Annotated in this window: 15 protein-coding genes and 3 rRNA genes; 16 read left to right on the top strand and 2 right to left on the bottom strand. The window is 66.0% G+C overall.

All coding sequences use genetic code 11. From position 1 onward, the window contains the following. Nucleotides 1-53 precede the first annotated feature (53 nt). The 8 genes from argC (at nucleotide 54) to PQV94_RS05620 (ending at nucleotide 8589) form a co-directional block, all read left to right on the top strand. Nucleotides 54-1100: an N-acetyl-gamma-glutamyl-phosphate reductase gene (gene argC / locus PQV94_RS05585; RefSeq protein ID WP_274287791.1), complete on the top strand. Its 1047-nt coding sequence runs from the start codon at nucleotides 54-56 to the stop codon at nucleotides 1098-1100. Next, nucleotides 1097-2254 (top strand): bifunctional glutamate N-acetyltransferase/amino-acid acetyltransferase ArgJ, encoded by a 1158-nt coding sequence (gene argJ / locus PQV94_RS05590; RefSeq protein WP_274287792.1) that lies wholly within the window; start codon nucleotides 1097-1099, stop codon nucleotides 2252-2254. Before argC ends, argJ begins: the two co-directional genes overlap by 4 nt. Continuing rightward, on the top strand, nucleotides 2251-3153 hold the full coding sequence (gene argB / locus PQV94_RS05595; RefSeq protein ID WP_243227242.1) for an acetylglutamate kinase: 903 nt from the start codon (nucleotides 2251-2253) through the stop codon (nucleotides 3151-3153). Before argJ ends, argB begins: the two co-directional genes overlap by 4 nt. Then, nucleotides 3153-4394 (top strand): acetylornithine transaminase, encoded by a 1242-nt coding sequence (locus tag PQV94_RS05600; protein ID WP_274287793.1) that lies wholly within the window; start codon nucleotides 3153-3155, stop codon nucleotides 4392-4394. Before argB ends, PQV94_RS05600 begins: the two co-directional genes overlap by 1 nt. After that, on the top strand, nucleotides 4391-5314 hold the full coding sequence (gene argF, locus PQV94_RS05605; RefSeq protein WP_274287794.1) for an ornithine carbamoyltransferase: 924 nt from the start codon (nucleotides 4391-4393) through the stop codon (nucleotides 5312-5314). The genes PQV94_RS05600 and argF overlap by 4 nt, the downstream gene beginning before the upstream one ends. A gap of 14 nt (nucleotides 5315-5328) precedes the next feature. After that, entirely contained in the window at nucleotides 5329-6417 is a 1089-nt protein-coding gene (locus tag PQV94_RS05610) for a heparan-alpha-glucosaminide N-acetyltransferase domain-containing protein (RefSeq protein WP_274287795.1), read from the top strand. A gap of 9 nt (nucleotides 6418-6426) precedes the next feature. Further along, nucleotides 6427-7857 (top strand): argininosuccinate lyase, encoded by a 1431-nt coding sequence (gene argH / locus PQV94_RS05615; RefSeq protein WP_274287796.1) that lies wholly within the window; start codon nucleotides 6427-6429, stop codon nucleotides 7855-7857. Nucleotides 7858-7953: 96 nt separating this feature from the next. Next, on the top strand, nucleotides 7954-8589 hold the full coding sequence (locus PQV94_RS05620; protein ID WP_274287797.1) for a SatD family protein: 636 nt from the start codon (nucleotides 7954-7956) through the stop codon (nucleotides 8587-8589). A gap of 6 nt (nucleotides 8590-8595) precedes the next feature. On the opposite strand, the gene PQV94_RS05625 is transcribed toward PQV94_RS05620, so the two are convergent. Beyond that, complete coding sequence (locus PQV94_RS05625; RefSeq protein ID WP_274287798.1) at nucleotides 8596-9192, bottom strand: hypothetical protein; 597 nt, start codon at nucleotides 9190-9192, stop codon at nucleotides 8596-8598. Nucleotides 9193-9295: 103 nt separating this feature from the next. Here PQV94_RS05625 and tyrS point away from each other — a divergent pair, with 103 nt between their 5' ends. The 6 genes from tyrS (at nucleotide 9296) to rrf (ending at nucleotide 17970) form a co-directional block, all read left to right on the top strand. Further along, on the top strand, nucleotides 9296-10585 hold the full coding sequence (gene tyrS / locus PQV94_RS05630) for a tyrosine--tRNA ligase (RefSeq protein ID WP_443192719.1): 1290 nt from the start codon (nucleotides 9296-9298) through the stop codon (nucleotides 10583-10585). A 3-nt stretch (nucleotides 10586-10588) separates the two neighbouring features. Further along, the gene (locus PQV94_RS05635; RefSeq protein ID WP_274287800.1) at nucleotides 10589-11377 is read left to right on the top strand and encodes a DUF4184 family protein; all 789 of its coding nucleotides are present in this window, start codon (nucleotides 10589-10591) and stop codon (nucleotides 11375-11377) included. Nucleotides 11378-11393: 16 nt separating this feature from the next. Next, nucleotides 11394-12194, top strand: a complete 801-nt coding sequence (locus tag PQV94_RS05640) for an alpha/beta fold hydrolase (protein WP_274287801.1) — start codon at nucleotides 11394-11396, stop codon at nucleotides 12192-12194. Nucleotides 12195-12728: 534 nt separating this feature from the next. Further along, a 16S ribosomal RNA gene (locus tag PQV94_RS05645) occupies nucleotides 12729-14251 on the top strand. A 386-nt stretch (nucleotides 14252-14637) separates the two neighbouring features. Beyond that, nucleotides 14638-17742: ribosomal RNA gene (locus tag PQV94_RS05650) — 23S ribosomal RNA — on the top strand. A 111-nt stretch (nucleotides 17743-17853) separates the two neighbouring features. Further along, nucleotides 17854-17970: ribosomal RNA gene (rrf, locus tag PQV94_RS05655) — 5S ribosomal RNA — on the top strand. Together the 16S, 23S and 5S rRNA genes form the textbook arrangement of a ribosomal RNA operon. 5 nt (nucleotides 17971-17975) lie before the next feature. Here rrf and PQV94_RS05660 read toward each other — a convergent pair. Beyond that, nucleotides 17976-19019 (bottom strand): hypothetical protein, encoded by a 1044-nt coding sequence (locus tag PQV94_RS05660; protein ID WP_274287802.1) that lies wholly within the window; start codon nucleotides 19017-19019, stop codon nucleotides 17976-17978. Between PQV94_RS05660 and PQV94_RS05665 the strand changes: the two genes are divergently transcribed. Together PQV94_RS05665 and PQV94_RS05670 are read left to right on the top strand one after the other, a co-directional pair. Beyond that, a complete protein-coding gene (locus PQV94_RS05665) occupies nucleotides 18957-19859 on the top strand; it encodes a hypothetical protein (RefSeq protein WP_274287803.1) in 903 nt (300 codons plus the stop codon). The two genes, PQV94_RS05660 and PQV94_RS05665, sit on opposite strands and share 63 nt — an antisense overlap. Further along, a complete protein-coding gene (locus PQV94_RS05670) occupies nucleotides 19859-20890 on the top strand; it encodes an HAD-IIA family hydrolase (RefSeq protein WP_274287804.1) in 1032 nt (343 codons plus the stop codon). The genes PQV94_RS05665 and PQV94_RS05670 overlap by 1 nt, the downstream gene beginning before the upstream one ends. Nucleotides 20891-20918: the final 28 nt, after the last annotated feature.

Raw genomic sequence — 20918 nt, forward strand, 5'->3', positions numbered from 1 at the left:
CGATGCCGCCGGTGCGCGCGAGCGCACAGCTCCCAGACTCTAAGGTGGAACCCATGCCCTATTCGGTCGCCGTGTCCGGCGCGTCCGGCTATGCAGGAGGCGAGATCCTCCGCATCCTCTCCGCGCACCCCGACGTCGAGATCCGCACCGTCACCGCGCATTCGAATGCCGGGACGCCGCTGATCTCGCAGCAGCCGCACTTGCGCTCGCTCGCGCACCTCGAGCTCCAGCCGACCACCCCGGAGGTGCTCGCCGGCCACGACATCGTGGTGCTCGCGCTGCCGCACGGGCAGTCCGGTCAGTACACCGACGCGCTCGCCGACGTGCCGCTGGTCATCGACGCCGGGGCCGATCACCGGCTCCTATCCGCCGATGCATGGGCGGCCTTCTACGGCGGTGACTTTCACGAGCCCTGGACCTATGGCGTGCCGGAGCTGCTCGTGGACGGCGTCAAGCAGCGCGAGCGGCTCGTCGGAGCCTCGCGCATCGCCGCCCCCGGCTGCAACGCCTCGACGGTGTCGCTGAGTCTCGCCCCCGGTGTCGCTGCCGGCGTCATCGACGCGGGCGACATCGTGAGCGTCCTCGCCGTCGGCCCGTCCGGTGCAGGGAAGAGCCTCAAACCGCACCTGCTCGCGAGCGAGGTCCTCGGCACCGCCAACCCCTACGCCGTCGGCGGCACGCACCGCCACATCCCGGAGATCCAGCAGGCGCTCGCCGGTGCCGGCGCCCGCGGCGATGTGCGCATCTCGTTCACGCCCGTCATCGTCCCGATGTCGCGCGGCATCCTCGCCACCTCCAGCGCGCCCATCGCGCCCGGAGTCACCGACGCCGAGATCCGCGATGCGTGGGCGGCGGCCTATGCGGACGAGACGTTCGTGCAGCTGTTGCCGGAGGGCACGTTCCCGCGAACGGCCGACGTGCTGGGAGCCAACACGGCGCTGCTCGGGCTGGCCATCGACCGCGCGGCGAACCGCGTCGTCGTCGTCGCCGCCGTCGACAATCTCGTCAAGGGCACGGCGGGCGCCGCCGTGCAGTCCATGAACATCGCGCTCGGTCTTCCCGAACACCGCGCGCTCACCGTGAACGGAGTCGCGCCGTGACCGTCACCGCCCCCGCAGGATTCGAGGCCGCCGGTGTCGCCGCCGGTCTGAAATCGACCGGCAAGTCCGACGTGGCCGTCGTCGTCAACCGCGGACCGCTGAAGGTCGGTGCCGCGGTCTTCACCTCCAACAGGGCAAAAGCCAACCCGATCCTCTGGTCGGAGCAGGTGATCGCCGACGGCGTCGTCGAGGCCGTCGTGCTCAACTCCGGCGGTGCGAACTGCTTCACGGGATCCTTCGGGTTCCAGACGACCCACCAGACCGCCGAGAAGGCCGCCGAGCTGCTGGGCGTCGCACCCGGCGACATCCTGGTGTGCTCGACCGGTCTGATCGGAACGGGCGACGAGGTGTTCCGTGCGAAGGTCCTCCAGGGCGTCGAAGCCGGTGTCGCCGCCCTGTCCGCCGACGGCGGCCTGGATGCGGCGCACGCCATCATGACGACAGATTCCGTGGCGAAGACGAGCGTGTACACCGGCGACGGCTGGTCGATCGGCGGCATCGCGAAGGGCGCGGGAATGCTCGCGCCGGGCCTTGCCACGATGCTCGTGGTCATCACGACCGACGCGGTGCTGACCGCATCCGAGGCCGACGCGCACCTGCGCCAGGCGACGCACGTGAGCTTCGACCGTCTCGACTCCGACGGCTGCATGTCCACGAACGATCAGGTGAGTCTGCTCGTCAGCGGGGCGAGCGGGATCGCGCCGGACGCGGCGGCCTTCCGCGAGGGGCTCGTCGCCCTGTGCGACGACCTGGCACGTCAGCTGCAGGGCGACGCCGAGGGCGCAAGCCACGACATCACCATCCGCGTCGTGCACGCCGCATCCGAGGACGACGCGGTGGAGGTGGGACGCTCCATCGCTCGCAACAACCTGTTCAAGGCGGCGATCTTCGGCAACGACCCGAACTGGGGCAGGGTGCTGGCAGCCATCGGCACAACGCAGGCCGAGTTCGACCCCTACGACGTCGACGTCTGGATGAACGGCGTGCGGGTCTGCTCCGCCGGCGGCCCCGACGCGCCCCGCGAGGACGTTGATCTCACCCCGCGGGCGACCGATCTCGTCGTCGACCTGAAATCGGGCGACGTCGAGGCGACGATCCGCACCAACGACCTCACGCACGACTACGTCCACGAGAACAGCGCATACTCCTCATGACAGGTATCGATCTGCAAGACACCGACCCCGCCGCCGCCAGCGCAAAGGCGGAGACGCTCATCGAGTCGCTGCCGTGGCTCAAGCGCTACCGCGAGCAGATCGTCGTGGTCAAGTACGGCGGCAATGCGATGGTCTCCGACGAACTGCAGGATGCGTTCGCCGCCGACATCGCCTACCTCCGCTACGTGGGGGTCAAGCCCGTCGTCGTGCACGGCGGGGGGCCGCAGATCTCCAACATGCTGGACCGGCTGGCGATCCCGAGCGAGTTCAAGGGCGGATACCGCGTCACCTCCACGGAGGCGATCACCGTCGTGCGCATGGTGCTGACCGGACAGATCAATCCGCAGCTGGTCGCCAAGATCAACGCCCACGGTCCGGTGGCCACGGGGCTCTCGGGCGAGGATGCGGGCCTGTTCGGCGGACGCCGCCGCGGCGTCGTGGTCGACGGCGTCGAGCACGACCTCGGTCGGGTCGGGGACGTCGTCTCGGTCGACCCGCAGCCGATCATCGACCAGCTCGAGGCGGGCCGCATCCCGGTCGTCTCCTCCATCGCGCCCGATCTCGACCACGTCGGGCACTCGCTCAACGTGAACGCGGATGCGGCCGCGGCGGCGCTCGCCGTGGCACTCGGCGCTGTGAAACTGGTGGTGCTGACGGACGTGCCGGGGCTCTATGCGGACTGGCCGAATCGCGACTCCCTCGTCTCGCACCTGACGGCGGCGGAGCTTCGAGAGATGCTTCCGCGTCTGGAGTCGGGGATGATCCCGAAGATGCAGGCGTGCCTCGACGCGGTCACGGGAGGTGTCCCGACCGCGGCGATCATCGACGGACGAGTGCCGCACTCGGTGCTCGTCGAACTCTTCACTCAGAAAGGCATCGGAACCGAGGTGGTGGCGTGATGGCCGAACAGACTGTGACCCCGTGGCAGGACGACGCCGGACGCGACCTCGTCCGCAACGTCGGAGACCGCATGGCCCTCTTCGTCCGCGGTGAGGGCGCCTACCTCTGGGACGAGAACGGCCGACGCTATCTCGACTTCCTCGCCGGCATCGCCGTCGACGCCCTGGGGCATGCGCACCCGGTGTTCGTGGATGCCGTCGCCTCACAGGCGGCGCGCCTTGCGCACGTCTCGAACTACTTCGCGACGCCGCCTCAGCTCGCACTCGCCGCGCGGCTGAAGCGTCTGTCCGGTGCGGGCGAGACAGGGCGCGTGTACTTCGGCAACTCCGGCGCCGAGGCCAACGAGGCGGCGTTCAAGCTCGCCCGCCTCCACGGCGGTACCGAACGCCCCCGCATCCTGGCACTCAACGGCGCGTTCCACGGCCGCACGATGGGCACCCTCGCCCTCACCGGGAAGCCCGCCATGCAGGAGCCGTTCCTGCCGATGGTGCCCGGCGTCGAGTTCCTGGACTCGACGATCGAGGCCCTGGAGGCCGCGATGGACGAGCGCGTGGCCGCCCTGTTCGTCGAGCCCATCAAGGGCGAGGCGGGCGTCCTGCCGCTGCCGGAGGGCTACCTCGAGGCCGCGCGGGAGATCACCGAACGTCACGGTGCCCTGCTCATCGTCGATGAGATCCAGACCGGCGCCGGTCGCACCGGTGCATGGTTCGGATTCCAGCACGCCGGTATCACTCCCGACGCGATCACGGTCGCCAAGGGCATCGGCGGCGGGTTCCCGATCGGCGCGCTGATCACCTTCGGCGCGGCGAGCGACCTGTTCTACCCGGGAACGCACGGCTCGACGTTCGGCGGAAACGCGCTGGGCACCGCCGTGGCCGGCGCTGTGCTCGAGGAGATCGAGCGCGCGGGTCTGGTCGAGGCCGCGGCCGCGCGCGGCGCGCAGGTACGTGAGGCGATCGCGGGGATCGGGTCCGAGCTCGTCGAGAGCGTGCGCGGTCAGGGACTGCTGCTCGGTGTGGCGCTCACGCATCCCGTCGCGCCGGCGGTCGTCGCCGCGGCGCAGCAGCACGGGCTCGTGGTCAACGCACCCAATGACCAGACGATCCGTATTGCGCCGCCGCTCACGATCGGCGACGTCGAGATCGACGAGTTCACCCGGCTCTTCTCTGCCGCGCTGGCCACGGTCGCCGACGCGCTGCTGCTGGAGAGCGCATCGCCCGACACGGAGGCCCACGCATGACCCGTCATCTGCTGCGCGACGACGACCTGACCAGCGCCGAGCAGGCGGAGATCCTCGATCTGGCCCTGGAGCTGAAGGCGGACCGCTGGGCGGCGAAGCCGCTCGCCGGTCCCCAGACCGTCGCGGTGATCTTCGACAAGTCCTCCACGCGCACGCGGGTATCGTTCGCCGTCGGCATCGCGGATCTCGGGGGCTCTCCGCTGATCATCTCGACCGCCAACAGCCAGCTCGGCGGCAAGGAGACGCCCTCCGACACCGCGCGCGTGCTCGAGCGCCAGGTGGCGGCGATCGTCTGGCGCACCTACGCACAGGCGGGGCTCGAGGAGATGGCGCGCGGCACCCGTGTGCCCGTCGTGAACGCACTGAGCGACGACTTCCACCCCTGCCAGCTGCTGGCGGATCTGCTGACGATCCGCGAGCACAAGGGCGAGCTCAGGGGGTTGACCCTGGCCTTCTTCGGGGACGGCCGCTCGAACATGGCGCACTCGTACGCGCTGGCCGGTGTCACCGCCGGGATGCACGTGCGCGTCGCATCTCCGGAGTCCTATGCGCCCCGCGAGGACATCGTCGCCGACGCCGATCGTCGCGCCGCGGAGACCGGAGGATCGCTCACTCTGCTGACGGACCCGCTGGAGGCCGCGGCCGGTGCGGACATCATCGTGACGGACACCTGGGTGTCGATGGGCAAGGAGGAGGAGAAGCTCGCGCGGCTTCGCGACCTCGGCGCCTACAAGGTGACCGAGGAGACGATGGCGCTCGCCGATCCCGGCGCGATCTTCATCCACTGCCTCCCGGCCGATCGCGGCTACGAAGTGGACGCAGCCGTGATCGACGGACCGCAGAGTGTGGTCTGGGACGAAGCCGAGAACCGGCTGCACGCCCAGAAGGCGCTGCTGGTCTGGCTGCTGCGTCAGAGCTGATCGGGACCCGCGGGATGAGGCGGGCGCTGGCGCGGCTGAACGGAGCTGACCGGCTCGGCGGAATCGATCTCGCCCGCGGTCTCGCCGTGATCGGGATGCTCGCCGCCCACCTGCTGACGATCGAGGAGCCGTTCGATCTGACGCGCCCGCAGACGTGGCTCGACATCGTCAACGGACGATCGTCGATCCTGTTCGCCGTCCTCGCGGGGGGCTCTATCGCGCTCACAACGGGAGGGACGTCTCCGGTTTCGGGGGAGCGGTTGCGTGTGGCGCGCGGTCGTCTCCTCGTACGGGCGGGGCTCATCTGGGTGCTCGGGATCCTGCTGATCCTCACGGGTGTGCCCGTCTACGTGATCCTCCCGGCTTACGCCGTCCTCTTCCTGTTGGCACTCCCGCTCCTCCGCCTGCGCGCGGGGACCCTGTTCCCGATCGCGGCGGCGCTGCTGGTGGTCATGCCGTTCATCCAGGCGGCACTCGGGCTTCTGCCGTTCTGGGACACCCCGGAGGGTGAGAGCATCGCGCTCGTCATCGGCTGGGCCTACCCGTTCCCCTTGTGGGTCGGATTCGTGGTGCTGGGCCTGGCGCTCGGGCGCACCGACCTACGCGATGCGCGGATCGCGGCGATCCTCGTCGTGATGGGGGTCGGGACCGCACTGTTCGCCTACGGCGCGGGCGGCCTGGCGGCGCCCGTGGCCGCCGCATCCGACTACTGGGGCGTCGCGCTGAGCACGCACCCGCACTCGGGCGGTCTGCCCGAGGTCATCGGCGGCGCGGCCACCGCGGTCGCGGTCCTGGGCGGATGCCTGCTGATCGCCCGCACTCCCGTGACGTGGGTGCTGCTGCCGCTGCGCGCGACCGGGGCGATGCCGTTGACCGCGTATACCGCCCAGCTGCTCATCTGGGCGGTGTGGGCTCTGGTCGCACTCGGTGAGACCGGCCCGCTCTGGGAGTTCCGGGAGCTGGAGCCGTTCTGGCCGCTGACGATCGCCGTCGTGGCCGGCTGCACCATGTGGGCGCTGACGATGGGGCGCGGACCGCTGGAGCGGCTGTTCGCCTGGGTCGCGCGTCGCAGTGTGCGCACAGTCGCTGAGCGTGCTCGGTAGGCTGGTCGGGTGAACGACGCCCCCCACGACGCCACTCATCGCGGTTCCCTGTGGGGTGGCCGCTTCGCTTCCGGCCCCTCGCCCGAGCTCGCAGCTCTGAGCCGATCCACGCACTTCGACTGGATCCTCGCCCCCTACGACCTCACCGGCTCGCACGCGCATGCCGCCGCGCTGGAGGCCGCCGGCTACCTCGACGCCGACGAGGCACGACGCATGCATGAGGGACTCGACATGCTGGCCGACGCCGTGGCCGACGGTCGCCTGCTGCCCGCGGACGGCGACGAAGACGTGCACGGCGCGCTCGAGCAGGCGCTGATCGCCCAGGTCGGCCCCGAGCTCGGCGGCAAGCTGCGCGCCGGCCGAAGCCGCAACGACCAGATCGCCACGCTCGTGCGTCTGTACCTGCTCGATCATGCCGCCGTCATCGCCCGCGATGTGGTCCGGCTCATCGATGCGATCGTCTCGCAGGCCGAGGCGCATCCGGATGCGGCCATGCCCGGTCGCACGCACTTGCAGCATGCGCAGCCCGTGCTGCTGGCTCACCATCTCCAGGCGCACGCCTGGCCCCTCGTGCGCGATCTCGAGCGGCTCCGGGACTGGGGTGTCCGCGCGCGCGTGTCCCCGTACGGCGGCGGTGCGCTCGCGGGCTCCACGCTGGGGCTCGACCCGCAGCTGGTCGCGGAGCACCTCGGGCTCGACCGGCCGGCGGAGAACTCGATCGACGGCACGAGCTCGCGCGACGTGGTCGCCGAGTTCGCCTTCATCGCGGCCATGATCGGCATCGACCTCTCCCGCTTCGCCGAGGAGATCATCGTCTGGAACACGCGCGAGTTCTCCTTCGTGCGCCTCGATGACGGCTTCTCGACGGGCTCGAGCATCATGCCGCAGAAGAAGAACCCCGACATCGCTGAGCTCGCGCGCGGCAAGTCCGGTCGGCTCATCGGCAACCTCTCCGGTCTGCTCGCAACCCTCAAGGCCCTGCCTCTGGCTTACAACCGCGATCTGCAGGAGGACAAGGAGCCCGTCTTCGATTCCGTCGCCACCCTCGAGGTCGTGCTTCCGGCGTTCGCCGGCATGATCGCCACCGCGCGCTTCGACACCGAGCGGATGGCGGAGCTCGCCCCGCAGGGCTTCTCGCTCGCGACGGATGTGGCTGAATGGCTCGTCAAACGCGGCGTCCCCTTCCGGGAGGCGCACGAGATCTCCGGAGCGCTCGTGCAGGCGTGCGAGCAGCGCGGCATCGAGCTGCACGACGCGGACGACGCGATGCTGGCCGCGGTCTCCCCGCGTCTCGAGCCGGGGGTTCGCGAGGTGCTGACGGTGCGGGGATCCTTGGCGAGCCGCGACGGCTACGGCGGGACCTCGCCGCGGCGCGTGGCCGAGCAGCGCGCCGAGCTCGTCTCCCGCACGCAGGCGCTCTCGCGCGAACTCGGTCTCTGAGCGCCCCGCGGTGAGAGGGGGGACGTCCCCCAGGAGCGCCAAATAAGCGAAAAGCTTATATTTCTCAAATATTAGCTATTGGCTTATTATCCCACCATGGCTACCGTCGTCACCGCGGACATCATCGGTTCGCGCTCGCTCCCGGACCGCGCCGATGCTCAGCGACGCATCGAGGCCGTCTTCGCGTCGGTCGAGTCGGATCTGCCGCTGGCCGATCGGATGCTGACCGCGACCGTGGGCGACGAGTTCCAGGGGGAGTACCCCGACCTCAGCGCGGCTCTGGCCGGCATCCTGCTGCTCGAACTCGCGCTCCCGGACGGCCTCGAATGCCGGTTCGGCGTCGGTGTCGGCGACGTCTACACGGTGGACGCGGGAGCGGGCGAACTCGCCGAGGGTCCCGCGTGGTGGGCCGCGCGCGCCGCGATCGACACCTTGCACGCCAAGCAGGTGCGCGCGATGCCGGCAGCACGCACCTGGATCGAGGCCGCGGAGGACGAGGATGCGGCAGTCCACGAGCAGGTGCGCCTGGCGAACGCGTACGTCTGGGCACGCGACGAGCTCGTGAGCGCGATGGGGGAGCGGGCGCGCCGTCTGGTCTACGGACGCTGCATGGGTCTCACGCAGCGAGAGCTGGCGACGCGCGAGCAGATCACTCAATCCGCGGTGTCGCAGCTGCTGACGGCATCCGGAGCTGCAGGCATCGTCGAGGGCTTCGCGCAGTGGCGTCGATGAGCCGCGTCAGAAGATCGCGAGGCGCGCGAGGGCGCCGACCGCTCCCGCCCACAGCAGACTGGCGAGTGTCCCGACGATGAAGCGCTCGCGTGCAGCCGAGGTGGCGAGTTCGGAGAATCGTCCGATGCCCTTGATCGCCACGACGACGGCGATCGCCTCCGGGAACCCCGCCAGCAGCGAGAGCACGACCGCGAGTCGCTCGAGGTAACCGATCGTGGTGCCGCCGCGCAGCACTTCCTCGAGCCCAGGCTCTGTGCCTTCGCCGGCGCGCGACCGGAACACGAGGATCCCGCCCGCGTCCCCTTCGCGCACCTGACCGTGCGTGGCGATGTCGAGGATGCGACGTGTGACGGGGTCACCGCCTGCCACAGCGAGGGCCGTTGCGAGCAGGGCGAGGGGGAGCCCGACCACCAGCGGGAGCTCCACGGGGAGCACGACGACGCTCACCAGGGCGACGAGCACGAGCCCCGTGGCGACGGCGAGTGCGCCGTCAGCGCGGCGGCGGCGTGCGACGAGCACCAGGATCAGAGCCGCCGACAGGGCGAGCAGCAGCGCGAGGCTCGTGACGCCGGCGACGATCAGCTCGGGGGAGAGCGCGAACATGGAGCAAGTGTCCCAGCCGCCCCCGACGTCGGCTGTGCTCCCGCGCCGGGAGGCTGCGCAGCCCCGGCCAGTTGCTACGCTGGCAGGCGTGTCTACGCCCGTTGTGAGCGCGACCGCCCCCGCCAACGACCCCTCGTTCTCGAACGTGTGGGACGAACTGGTCTGGCGCGGCTCCGTGCATGTGTCCACTGATCCCGAGGCGCTGCGCGCCGCGCTGGGCGAGGGGCCGATCACCTATTACTGCGGCTTCGACCCCACGGCACCGAGCCTGCACCTCGGCAACCTCGTGCAGCTGATCGTCATGCGCCGGCTGCAGCTCGCGGGCCATCGCCCGCTCGGCCTGGTCGGAGGATCCACCGGACTCATCGGAGACCCGCGCCCGTCGGCCGAGCGCACGCTCAACACCCGCGAGACCGTCGAAGAGTGGGTTCTCCGGCTACGCGCGCAGGTCGAGCGCTTCCTCAGCTTTGACGGCGAGAACGCAGCGCGCATCGTCAACAACCTCGACTGGACCGCACCGCTGTCGGCGATCGATTTCCTCCGCGAGGTCGGCAAGCACTTCCGTGTCGGCACGATGCTCAAGAAGGATGCGGTCAGCGCGCGTCTGAACTCCGAGGCGGGCATCAGCTACACGGAGTTCAGCTACCAGATCCTGCAGGGGCTCGACTACCTGGAGCTCTACCGCCAGTATGGCTGCGTCCTGCAGACGGGCGGATCCGACCAGTGGGGCAACCTCACCAGCGGTACCGACCTCATCCACCGTGTCGAAGGTGTCTCGGTGCACGCGATCGGAACGCCGCTGATCACCAACAGCGACGGCACGAAGTTCGGCAAGAGCGAGGGCAACGCGGTCTGGCTGGATGCCGAGATGTGCAGTCCTTACCGCATGTACCAGTTCTGGCTCAACACGGACGACGCCGACGTGATCGACCGTCTCAAGGTGTTCACGTTCCTCACGCGCGAGGAGATCGACGGGTACGCCGAGCAGGTACGGGCCGAGCCGTTCCGCCGGGCGTCGCAGAAGCGCCTCGCGCTGGAGGTCACGGCACTCGTGCACGGACTCGAGGCCGCGGAGGCGGTCGTCGCCGCATCCGAGGCGCTGTTCGGGCAGGGCGATCTGACCGCACTGGACGCGGCGACGCTGCGCGCCGCGATCGACGAGCTGCCGAACGCTGCGATAGAGCCGGACATGACCGTGGCGCAGGCCCTTGTTGCCACAGGGCTGGTCTCCTCGCTGAGCGAGGCGCGTCGCGCCGTCGCGCAGGGCGGGGTGAGCCTCGACGGGGAACGCGTCGCCGACGAGTCTGCGACGATCCGCGGCGGGCTGCCCGGCGGGGTGTCGATCATCCGCCGCGGCAAGAAGACACTCGCGGGACTCGTTCCGCGGGTCTGACCCATGCCGTTCACCCCGAGCCACGCGGTCGTCGCGTTGCCGTTCGTGCGGACGCCGCTCGTTCCCGCGGCGATCGCGGTGGGGGCGATGACACCGGATCTGCCGCTGTTCGTGCGGGGGCTCCCCATGACGTACGGGCTCACACACGATGTGCGATGGCTCCCGGTGACGGCGCTGGTGGCGCTCGTGCTGCTGCTGCTGTGGCGGTCGCTGTTACGCCCGGCCGCGCGGGAGCTCGCGCCGGGACCGATCGCGCAGCGTCTGCCTGCCGCGTGGGATGCGCCGGTGCGCACGATCTGGCGGGAGACATTCGGCGCATCGGCGGCGACCGTTCTGCTGCTGGTCGCTTCGCTCGCGATCGGCGTCGCCAGCCACATCGCCTGGGACGCGTTCACGCACGAGGGGCGGCTGGGTTCGGACATCTTCCCGGCGCTGGAGGAGCCCTGGGGACCCCTCATCGGCATCAAGTGGCTCCAGCACGGCTCCAGCGCGCTCGGCCTCGCGATCATCGCGGTGTGGGCATTGCTGTGGTTGCGGCGTCGTCCCCGTGCCCCGCACGTGTCGCGGACCCCTCGATGGGTGGGCGTCGTGTGGATCGCCGCCCTTCCCATCCTCCTCATCACGGCCTGGGTGATCGGCCTCGCGGCGTACGGTCCGCTCACACCCGAGTTCACGATCGCCCATCTGGCCTATCGCGTACTCCCGCCGGCCTGCGCGGTGTGGGCTCTGGGCACCCTCGTGCTGTGCGCGATCGTCGTCTGGCGCCGCGCGCGCGGCACTGTGGTGCGATGAGGAGCAGAATCGAGGGGTGACCGCTGCGCTGCCCGCCCTGACCGAGATGCCCGAGCCCCGCTACGTGATGGTGGGAGAGGGGCATCGCATCGCCACATACTCCTGGGGCGAGCCGGACGCGCCTACTGCGGTGGTCGTGCACGGGTTCGCCTCGAGCACACGCGACAACTGGGTCAGCACCGGGTGGGTGCGCGATCTGCAGCGTGCGGGGTTCCGCGTGGTCGGTCTGGACCAACGCGGACACGGAGCGAGCGACAAGCCTCACGAGGCGCGCGACTACGACCTTCGTGAGCTCGCCCGCGACGTCGAGGCGGTCATGGACACGTACCTGATCGACGATGCGGTGTACGTGGGCTACTCGCTGGGTGCCCGGGTGGGGTGGGAGGTGCTCCACGATCTCCCCGAACGAGTGCTCCGGGCGGTGCTGGGCGGTGTTCCGGACGGGGTCCCGCTTGCGAGACTGGACCTGGATCAGGTGAGTGCCCTCATCCAGGACGGAACACCCGTCACCGACCGCGTCACGCAGAACTACATCGCCCTCACCGAGCGGGTGCCGGGCAATGATCTGCGCGCGCTCTGGGCCATCGCGCAGGGGCTGCGCTCGTCGGGCACGGCGGACCCCGACCCGGCGTCGGCTCCGACGCAGCCGGTGCTGTTCGCCACAGGGACGCAGGATGCGATCATCGAGGGCTCGCGGGCCCTTGCCGCGGCGACGCCGCACGGCACGTTCCTGGAGATCCCGGACCGGCACCACTTCAACGCCCCGGGCTCACGCGTGTTCCGTGCGGCAGCGATCGAGTACCTGACGGGGGAGTGATCCCCGCCCGAAGCCGCGCAACGGCGCGCGACACGCCCGGGGTGTGCGCTCGAGTTGGCAGATGCCCGGAACCCACGTAACTTATTACTTGTTCGCCCCACAGGGAAGAGCGGAGAGGCCGAAAGGCCCGGCGCCCCCTCAAGCGGAGAACCACCCCTCATCCTGAAGATCTCAACTTGAGATCTTGTCGCAGATGCGAGTAGGATGAGGATCCCGAACTCCACGAGTCAGATCTTGGGACCACTGCTCTGTCAAGAGCGAAGCGCCGATCTGACACCGAGTCGGGGAAAACGAATAGTTGCCCCATGGTGACGACCGAGAGGTCCGATGGTGGGAGCATCCGTTCCTTGAGAACTCAACAGCGTGCACTTGTCAAATGCCAAATAACCTCGTTCCAGCTTCGGCTGGGTGAGATTCCTTTGGATCAAGTCCAACCCTTTGGGGTTGGCGTTATGGATTGTCAGTAATGGCATCCTTTTGGTCAGTTCAAACTCGCTGCGCACTTCTTTTTCCGTTGTGTGTATGCATTTTTCTTTTACGGAGAGTTTGATCCTGGCTCAGGATGAACGCTGGCGGCGTGCTTAACACATGCAAGTCGAACGGTGAAGCAGAGCTTGCTCTGTGGATCAGTGGCGAACGGGTGAGTAACACGTGAGCAACCTGCCCTGGACTCTGGGATAAGCGCTGGAAACGGCGTCTAATACTGGATACGAGACGTGGCCGCATGGTCAACGTTTGGAAAGATTTTTTGGTTCAGGATGGGCTCGCGGCCTATCAGCTTGTTGGTGAGGTAATGGCTCACCAAGGCGTCGACGGGTAGCCGGCCTGAGAGGGTGACCGGCCACACTGGGACTGAGACACGGCCCAGACTCCTACGGGAGGCAGCAGTGGGGAATATTGCACAATGGGCGAAAGCCTGATGCAGCAACGCCGCGTGAGGGATGACGGCCTTCGGGTTGTAAACCTCTTTTAGCAAGGAAGAAGCGAAAGTGACGGTACTTGCAGAAAAAGCGCCGGCTAACTACGTGCCAGCAGCCGCGGTAATACGTAGGGCGCAAGCGTTATCCGGAATTATTGGGCGTAAAGAGCTCGTAGGCGGTTTGTCGCGTCTGCTGTGAAAACTGGAGGCTCAACCTCCAGCCTGCAGTGGGTACGGGCAGACTAGAGTGCGGTAGGGGAGATTGGAATTCCTGGTGTAGCGGTGGAATGCGCAGATATCAGGAGGAACACCGATGGCGAAGGCAGATCTCTGGGCCGTAACTGACGCTGAGGAGCGAAAGGGTGGGGAGCAAACAGGCTTAGATACCCTGGTAGTCCACCCCGTAAACGTTGGGAACTAGTTGTGGGGACCATTCCACGGTTTCCGTGACGCAGCTAACGCATTAAGTTCCCCGCCTGGGGAGTACGGCCGCAAGGCTAAAACTCAAAGGAATTGACGGGGACCCGCACAAGCGGCGGAGCATGCGGATTAATTCGATGCAACGCGAAGAACCTTACCAAGGCTTGACATATACGGGAACGCTGCAGAAATGTAGAACTCTTTGGACACTCGTATACAGGTGGTGCATGGTTGTCGTCAGCTCGTGTCGTGAGATGTTGGGTTAAGTCCCGCAACGAGCGCAACCCTCGTTCTATGTTGCCAGCACGTAATGGTGGGAACTCATGGGATACTGCCGGGGTCAACTCGGAGGAAGGTGGGGATGACGTCAAATCATCATGCCCCTTATGTCTTGGGCTTCACGCATGCTACAATGGCCGGTACAAAGGGCTGCAATACCGTGAGGTGGAGCGAATCCCAAAAAGCCGGTCCCAGTTCGGATTGAGGTCTGCAACTCGACCTCATGAAGTCGGAGTCGCTAGTAATCGCAGATCAGCAACGCTGCGGTGAATACGTTCCCGGGTCTTGTACACACCGCCCGTCAAGTCATGAAAGTCGGTAACACCTGAAGCCGGTGGCCTAACCCTTGTGGAGGGAGCCGTCGAAGGTGGGATCGGTAATTAGGACTAAGTCGTAACAAGGTAGCCGTACCGGAAGGTGCGGCTGGATCACCTCCTTTCTAAGGAGCATCTGGCACTTCGGTGTCCAGGCCCCTGATCAGAGCGAATGTCTCTGCAGGGTGCTCATGGGTGGAACATTTGACGAGGCTCTCATGTGAGTTTCTGGTTTCTAGTACGACCTTCGGGTTTGGAACGGGGCTGGGTTCTTGGGTGAGGGCGTGCACGCTGTTGGGTCCTGAGGGACCGGGTGTGACTCTTTTTGGGTTGCAGCTGTACCTCTGGGCCTTCTTCTGCTGCTTGTGCAGTGGGGGTTGGTACCGCCCGTACTTTGAGAACTACACAGTGGACGCGAGCATCTTAGAGATGAATCTTCGGATTCATTTCACAGGTGATCTTTTTTAGATCATTTAGTCAATTTTCGAGTTGACGATTCAAACTCATGTGATTTCAAGTCTTTAAGAGCAAACGGTGGATGCCTTGGCATCTGGAGCCGAAGAAGGACGTAGCAATCTGCGATAAGCCTCGGGGAGTGGATAAGCACACTTTGATCCGAGGGTCTCCGAATGGGGAAACCCCGCTGGGCGGCGTGCCGACCTAGTGACTCCCGCCTGAATATATAGGGCGGGTAGAGGGAACGTGGGGAAGTGAAACATCTCAGTACCCACAGGAAGAGAAAACAACCGTGATTCCGTGAGTAGTGGCGAGCGAAATCGGAAGAGGCTAAACCTAGCGTGTGTGATAGCCGGCAGGCGTTGCACGTTGGGGGTTGTGGGACTTTCTTGATCATCCTGCCGGGTGATCGACGTGACAGAAGCGTATAGACGAATGGTCTTGAAAGGCCAGCCATAGTGGGTGCCAGCCCCGTAGTCGAAATGCGTGTTCTGGCGTGGAGAGTATCCCAAGTAGCACGGGGCCCGAGAAATCCCGTGTGAATCTGTCAGGACCACCTGATAAGCCTAAATACTCCCAGATGACCGATAGCGGACAAGTACCGTGAGGGAAAGGTGAAAAGTACCCCGGGAGGGGAGTGAAATAGTACCTGAAACCGTTTGCTTACAAACCGTTGGAGCCTCCTTAGTAGGGGTGACAGCGTGCCTTTTGAAGAATGAGCCTGCGAGTTAGCGATACGTGGCGAGGTTAACCCGTGTGGGGTAGCCGTAGCGAAAGCGAGTCTGAATAGGGCGATTCAGTCGCGTGTCCTAGACCCGAAGCGAAGTGATCTATCCATGGCCAGGTTGAAGCGACGGTAAGACGTCGTGGAGGACCGAACCCACTTAGGTTGAAAACTGAGGGGATGAGCTGTGGATAGGGGTGAAAGGCCAATCAAACTTCGTGATAGCTGGTTCTCTCCGAAATGCATTTAGGTGCAGCGTTGCGTGTTTCTTGCCGGAGGTAGAGCTACTGGATGGCCGATGGGCCCTACAAGGTTACTGACGTCAGCCAAACTCCGAATGCCGGTAAGTGAGAGCGCAGCAGTGAGACTGTGGGGGATAAGCTTCATAGTCGAGAGGGAAACAACCCAGACCACCAACTAAGGTCCCTAAGCGCGTGCTAAGTGGGAAAGGATGTGGAGTTGCTGTGACAACCAGGAGGTTGGCTTAGAAGCAGCCACCCTTGAAAGAGTGCGTAATAGCTCACTGGTCAAGTGATTCCGCGCCGACAATGTAACGGGGCTCAAGCACGCCACCGAAGTTGTGGCATTGACATTATTGGTAGGCCTTCGTGGTCCAGCCGTGTTGATGGGTAGGAGAGCGTCGTGTGGCCAGCGAAGCGGCGGTGTGAACCAGCCGTGGAGGCTACACGAGTGAGAATGCAGGCATGAGTAGCGAAAGACGTGTGAGAAACACGTCCTCCGAAAGACCAAGGGTTCCAGGGTCAAGCTAATCTTCCCTGGGTAAGTCGGGACCTAAGGCGAGGCCGACAGGCGTAGTCGATGGACAACGGGTTGATATTCCCGTACCGGCGAAGAACCGCCCAAGCTAATCCAGTGGTGCTAAGAGTCCTAGCCAGGAATGTGTGGATCCCTTCGGGGTGATGCCGTCTTGGTGAACGCTCGACCCCATGCTGGTGCGGTTAGCGTATTAACAGGTGTGACGCAGGAAGGTAGCCCAACCCGGGCGATGGTTGTCCCGGGGCAAGTGCGTAGGCTGAGTCGTAGGCAAATCCGCGACTCGTTCGGCTGAGACACGATGCGGATAAAAAGTGGGTGATCCTATGCTGCCGAGAAAAGCATCGACGCGAGGTTCTAGCTGCCCGTACCCCAAACCGACTCAGGTGGTCAGGTAGAGAATACCAAGGAGATCGAGAGAATCGTGGTTAAGGAACTCGGCAAAATGCCCCCGTAACTTCGGGAGAAGGGGGGCCATCCACTTATACCAGCTTGCCTGGAAAAGGGTGTGGTGGCCGCAGAGACTAGTGGGTAGCGACTGTTTACTAAAAACACAGGTCCGTGCCAAGTCGCAAGACGATGTATACGGACTGACGCCTGCCCGGTGCTGGAAGGTTAAGAGGAGCGGTTAGCGTAAGCGAAGCTGCGAATTTAAGCCCCAGTAAACGGCGGTGGTAACTATAACCATCCTAAGGTAGCGAAATTCCTTGTCGGGTAAGTTCCGACCTGCACGAATGGCGTAACGACTTCCCAACTGTCTCAACCGCGAACTCGGCGAAATTGCATTACGAGTAAAGATGCTCGTTACGCGCAGCAGGACGGAAAGACCCCGTGACCTTTACTACAGCTTGGTATTGGTGTTCGGTGTGGCTTGTGTAGGATAGGTGGGAGACTGTGAAGCAGACACGCCAGTGTTTGTGGAGTCATTGTTGAAATACCACTCTGGTCACTCTGGATATCTAACTTCGAACCGTAATCCGGTTCAGGGACAGTGCCTGGTGGGTAGTTTAACTGGGGCGGTTGCCTCCCAAAAAGTAACGGAGGCGCCCAAAGGTTCCCTCAACCTGGTTGGCAATCAGGTGGCGAGTGTAAGTGCACAAGGGAGCTTGACTGTGAGACTGACAGGTCGAGCAGGGACGAAAGTCGGGACTAGTGATCCGGCAGTGGCTTGTGGAAGCGCTGTCGCTCAACGGATAAAAGGTACCTCGGGGATAACAGGCTGATCTTGCCCAAGAGTCCATATCGACGGCATGGTTTGGCACCTCGATGTCGGCTCGTCGCATCCTGGGGCTGGAGTAGGTCCCAAGGGTTGGGCTGTTCGCCCATTAAAGCGGTACGCGAGCTGGGTTTAGAACGTCGTGAGACAGTTCGGTCCCTATCCGCTGCGCGCGTAGGAAGTTTGAGAGGATCTGACCCTAGTACGAGAGGACCGGGTTGGACGAACCTCTGGTGTGTCAGTTGTTCCGCCAGGAGCACCGCTGATTAGCTACGTTCGGGATGGATAACCGCTGAAAGCATCTAAGCGGGAAGCCGGCCTCAAGATGAGACTTCCATACCTTCGGGTGAGAGGCTCCCAGCCAGACTACTGGGTTGATAGGCCAGATGTGGAAGCGCAGTAATGCGTGCAGCTGACTGGTACTAATAAGCCGATGACTTGATAACACTTCCGTTTGAACTGAAGTTGCTTGCGTCCACTGAGTGGTTCTCGATGTACGGTCGAGAACCGCACCAACATTCTTTTGTTGTGTGCATGACTTGAAACATCAATAGTGTTTCGGCGGCCATAGCGAGAGGGAAACGCCCGGTCCCATTCCGAACCCGGAAGCTAAGCCTCTCAGCGCCGATGGTACTGCAGGGGGGACCCTGTGGGAGAGTAGGACACCGCCGGACTCCTTTTAGAAATGGCCACCCAAAGCTGGGTGGCCATTTCTGTTTTTCCAGGGGTTTACGTCGCGAGGAGAGAGCGAATGACGAACAACGACGACAACGAGCAGCGTCGGGATTCTTCGCGCGCCCGCGGCGGAGATCGTCCGCGCCAGGGCGGCGATCGCCCGTACCGTCCGCGTCAGGACGGCCAGGGTTCGGATCGTCCGCGTCGCGATGGCGATCGCCCGTACGGCCCGCGTGAGGAGGGCGACCGCCCGTACCGCCCTCGTCAGGAGGGCGACCGCCCTTACCGTCCGCGTCAGGACGGGCAGGGTTCGGATCGACCGCGTCGCGACGGCGACCGTCTTTACCGTCCCCGCGATGGCGCCCAGTCGGAGCGTCCGCCTCGGGATGGCGACCGGCCCTACCGTCCGCGTCAGGACGGGCAGGGCTCTGACCGGCCGCGTCGCGATGGCGACCGCCCGTACCGTCCCCGTGAGGGTGGAGACCGTCCTTACCGTCCCCGCGATGGCGCCCAGTCGGAGCGTCCGCGCCGCGACGGCGACCGTCCCTATCGCCCGCGTGAGGGTGGCGACCGCCCGTACCGTCCGCGTTCCGATGGTCAGGGCTCGGGCCGTCCCCGTGAGGGTGGCGACCGCCCGCACCGTCCCCGCCAGGATGGTGACCGTCCCTATCGCCCGCGTGAGGGAGGCGACCGCCCGTACCGCCCGCGTCAGGATGGTGACCGTCCCTATCGCCCGCGTGAGGGAGGCGACCGCCCGTACCGCCCGCGTCAGGATGGCGACCGCCCGTACCGCCCGCGTGAGGGCGGGGACCGTCCGTACCGCCCGCGTCAGGATGGGCAGTCGTTCGAGCGTCCGCGCCGTGACGGTGATCGCACGTACCGTCCCCGTGAGGGCGGCGATCGGCCTTCTCGTCCCCGCGAAAGGGATGACCGTTCGTATCGGGGCGGTTCCGACCGATCGTCGCGCCCGCCGCAGTCCGACGCGATGCGTGCGGCCAAGGTCGCGGAGCCGGAGGTTCCCGAGGAGATCACTGCTCGGGACCTGCACCCGAGCGCACGCAACGAGCTGAAGACGCTCAGCAAGGAGAACGCCGAGGAGGTCGCCCGCCACCTCGTGATGGCCGGACGTCTGATCGACGACGATCCGCAGCGCGCGCACGAGCACGCACTCGCGGCCTCGCGCCGTGCCGGCCGCATCGCGGTCGTGCGCGAGAGCGTCGCCATCACCGCCTACGCGACCGGCGATTACGCCCTCGCACTGCGCGAACTGCGTACCTACCGTCGGATCTCCGGCAACGAGGACCAGATCGCCCTCATGGTGGACAGCGAGCGCGGCGTCGGCCGACCCGACCGTGCTATCGAGGTCGGTCGTGCCGTCGATCGAAACACGCTGCCGGTCGCGGTGCGCGTTTCCCTCGCGATCGCGCTCTCCGGTGCACGCCTGGACCTTGGAGAGACCGAGCGGGCTCTCGCCGAACTGGACATCCCCGAGCTCGACCCCGATCGCGCCTTCGAGTGGAGCCCCGCGCTCTTCGCTGCCCGCGCCGCCGTGCTCGAAGAGCTCGGACGCGACGACGAAGCTGCCGAGTGGGCGCGACGCGCCGACATCGCGGCCGAAGCGCTCGACGAGGCCGCGGGCAACGGTTCGGATGAGGAGATCTTCGTGGAGGAGATCTTCGACGAGGAGTTCGCCGAAGACTCCGATGCGCCCATCGCAGCAGATGTCGCCGAGACGGACGATGCCGTCGAGGCGGACGACGCGGACCACGACGACGAGGACGACTACTCGATCGCTGCGGAGGTCGAGGAGCTTCTCGCTGCCGCGGATGCGGCCGCCGACGCACAGACCGCGTCGACCGCGGAGGACGACGAGGACGAGGAGCGTTGATGGCACTGTTCTCTCGCTCCGCGCCCACGCCGCTGGAGGGTGTGGACACCGTTCTCGCCGACCTCGATGGTGTCGTGTACGCCGGTGCGGGTGCGCTGCCGTACGCCGTCGATGCGCTGAACTCGGTCGCGGCGACGCGGCGTCTCGGCTTCATCACCAACAACGCGTCGCGCACCGACGCCAGTGTCGCCGCTCACCTGACCGAACTCGGCCTGACGGTGACGCCTGAGGATGTGGTCACGAGCCCGCAGGCCGCCGTGCGGCTGCTGCGCACCCGTGTTCCCGCTGGCGCGACGATCCTCGTGGTGGGGGGAGAAGGCCTCGTCGTCGAGCTCGAGAAGGCCGGCTTCGTCGTCACCCGCTCTGCCGAGGACAACCCGGCAGCCGTCGTGCAGGGCTTCGCGCCGCACGTGGGATGGGCCGACCTGGCCGAGGCCGCATTCGCGCTGAAGACGCCCGAGGACGAGGGCGGCATCCCGTGGATCGCCACCAACACCGACTGGACTATTCCGCAGGCACGGGGCATCGCACCGGGAAACGGCACGCTCGTCTCCGCGGTCCACACCGCCATCGGAAGGCTCGCTGTCGTCGCGGGCAAGCCCGAGACGCCGATCTTCGAGGAGGCGCTCGCCCGGTTCGACGCGCGCCGCGCGCTCTTCATCGGCGACCGCCTGGACACCGATATCGCGGGTGCGCAGGCCGCCGGCATCCCCTCGGCGCTCGTGCTCACCGGCATCGATCGGCCCAAGCACGTCCTCGCGGCTCCGTCGACCTCGCGTCCCGACTTCATCCTCAGTGACCTCCGCGAGCTGCACGAGCCGTACCCCCAGACCAAGGTCAAGGGTGACGTGACGATCGTGGGCGACGCGCGCGTCGCGGTGGACGGCGCGGATCTGCGCATCCTGTCCGCGGGTTCGCGTCCGATCGACCTCGTGCGTGCGGGAGCTGCGGCGATCTGGTCGACGGGGCGAGCGATCTTCGGGTTCCGCGTGCCGGAGGAGCTGTACGCGGATCCGTTCCATCGGCCGTGACGCACCGCTCGCCCACAGGGTGAGTCGT

The sequence above is a fragment of the Microbacterium sp. Clip185 genome (assembly GCF_028743715.1).
Lineage (GTDB): Bacteria > Actinomycetota > Actinomycetes > Actinomycetales > Microbacteriaceae > Microbacterium.

Bases quoted from the DNA above. Each gene is read 5' to 3' on its own strand.
- argC (WP_274287791.1), top strand. From the start codon at position 54: ATGCCCTATTCGGTCGCCGTGTCCGGCGCGTCCGGCTATGCAGGAGGC.
- argB (WP_243227242.1), top strand. From the start codon at position 2,251: ATGACAGGTATCGATCTGCAAGACACCGACCCCGCCGCCGCCAGCGCA.
- PQV94_RS05665 (WP_274287803.1), top strand. From the start codon at position 18,957: ATGCGTGCGGCCAAGGTCGCGGAGCCGGAGGTTCCCGAGGAGATCACT.
- argF (WP_274287794.1), top strand. From the start codon at position 4,391: ATGACCCGTCATCTGCTGCGCGACGACGACCTGACCAGCGCCGAGCAG.
- PQV94_RS05625 (WP_274287798.1), bottom strand. From the start codon at position 9,192: ATGTTCGCGCTCTCCCCCGAGCTGATCGTCGCCGGCGTCACGAGCCTC.
- PQV94_RS05635 (WP_274287800.1), top strand. From the start codon at position 10,589: ATGCCGTTCACCCCGAGCCACGCGGTCGTCGCGTTGCCGTTCGTGCGG.
- PQV94_RS05610 (WP_274287795.1), top strand. From the start codon at position 5,329: ATGAGGCGGGCGCTGGCGCGGCTGAACGGAGCTGACCGGCTCGGCGGA.
- PQV94_RS05670 (WP_274287804.1), top strand. From the start codon at position 19,859: ATGGCACTGTTCTCTCGCTCCGCGCCCACGCCGCTGGAGGGTGTGGAC.
- PQV94_RS05620 (WP_274287797.1), top strand. From the start codon at position 7,954: ATGGCTACCGTCGTCACCGCGGACATCATCGGTTCGCGCTCGCTCCCG.
- PQV94_RS05600 (WP_274287793.1), top strand. From the start codon at position 3,153: ATGGCCGAACAGACTGTGACCCCGTGGCAGGACGACGCCGGACGCGAC.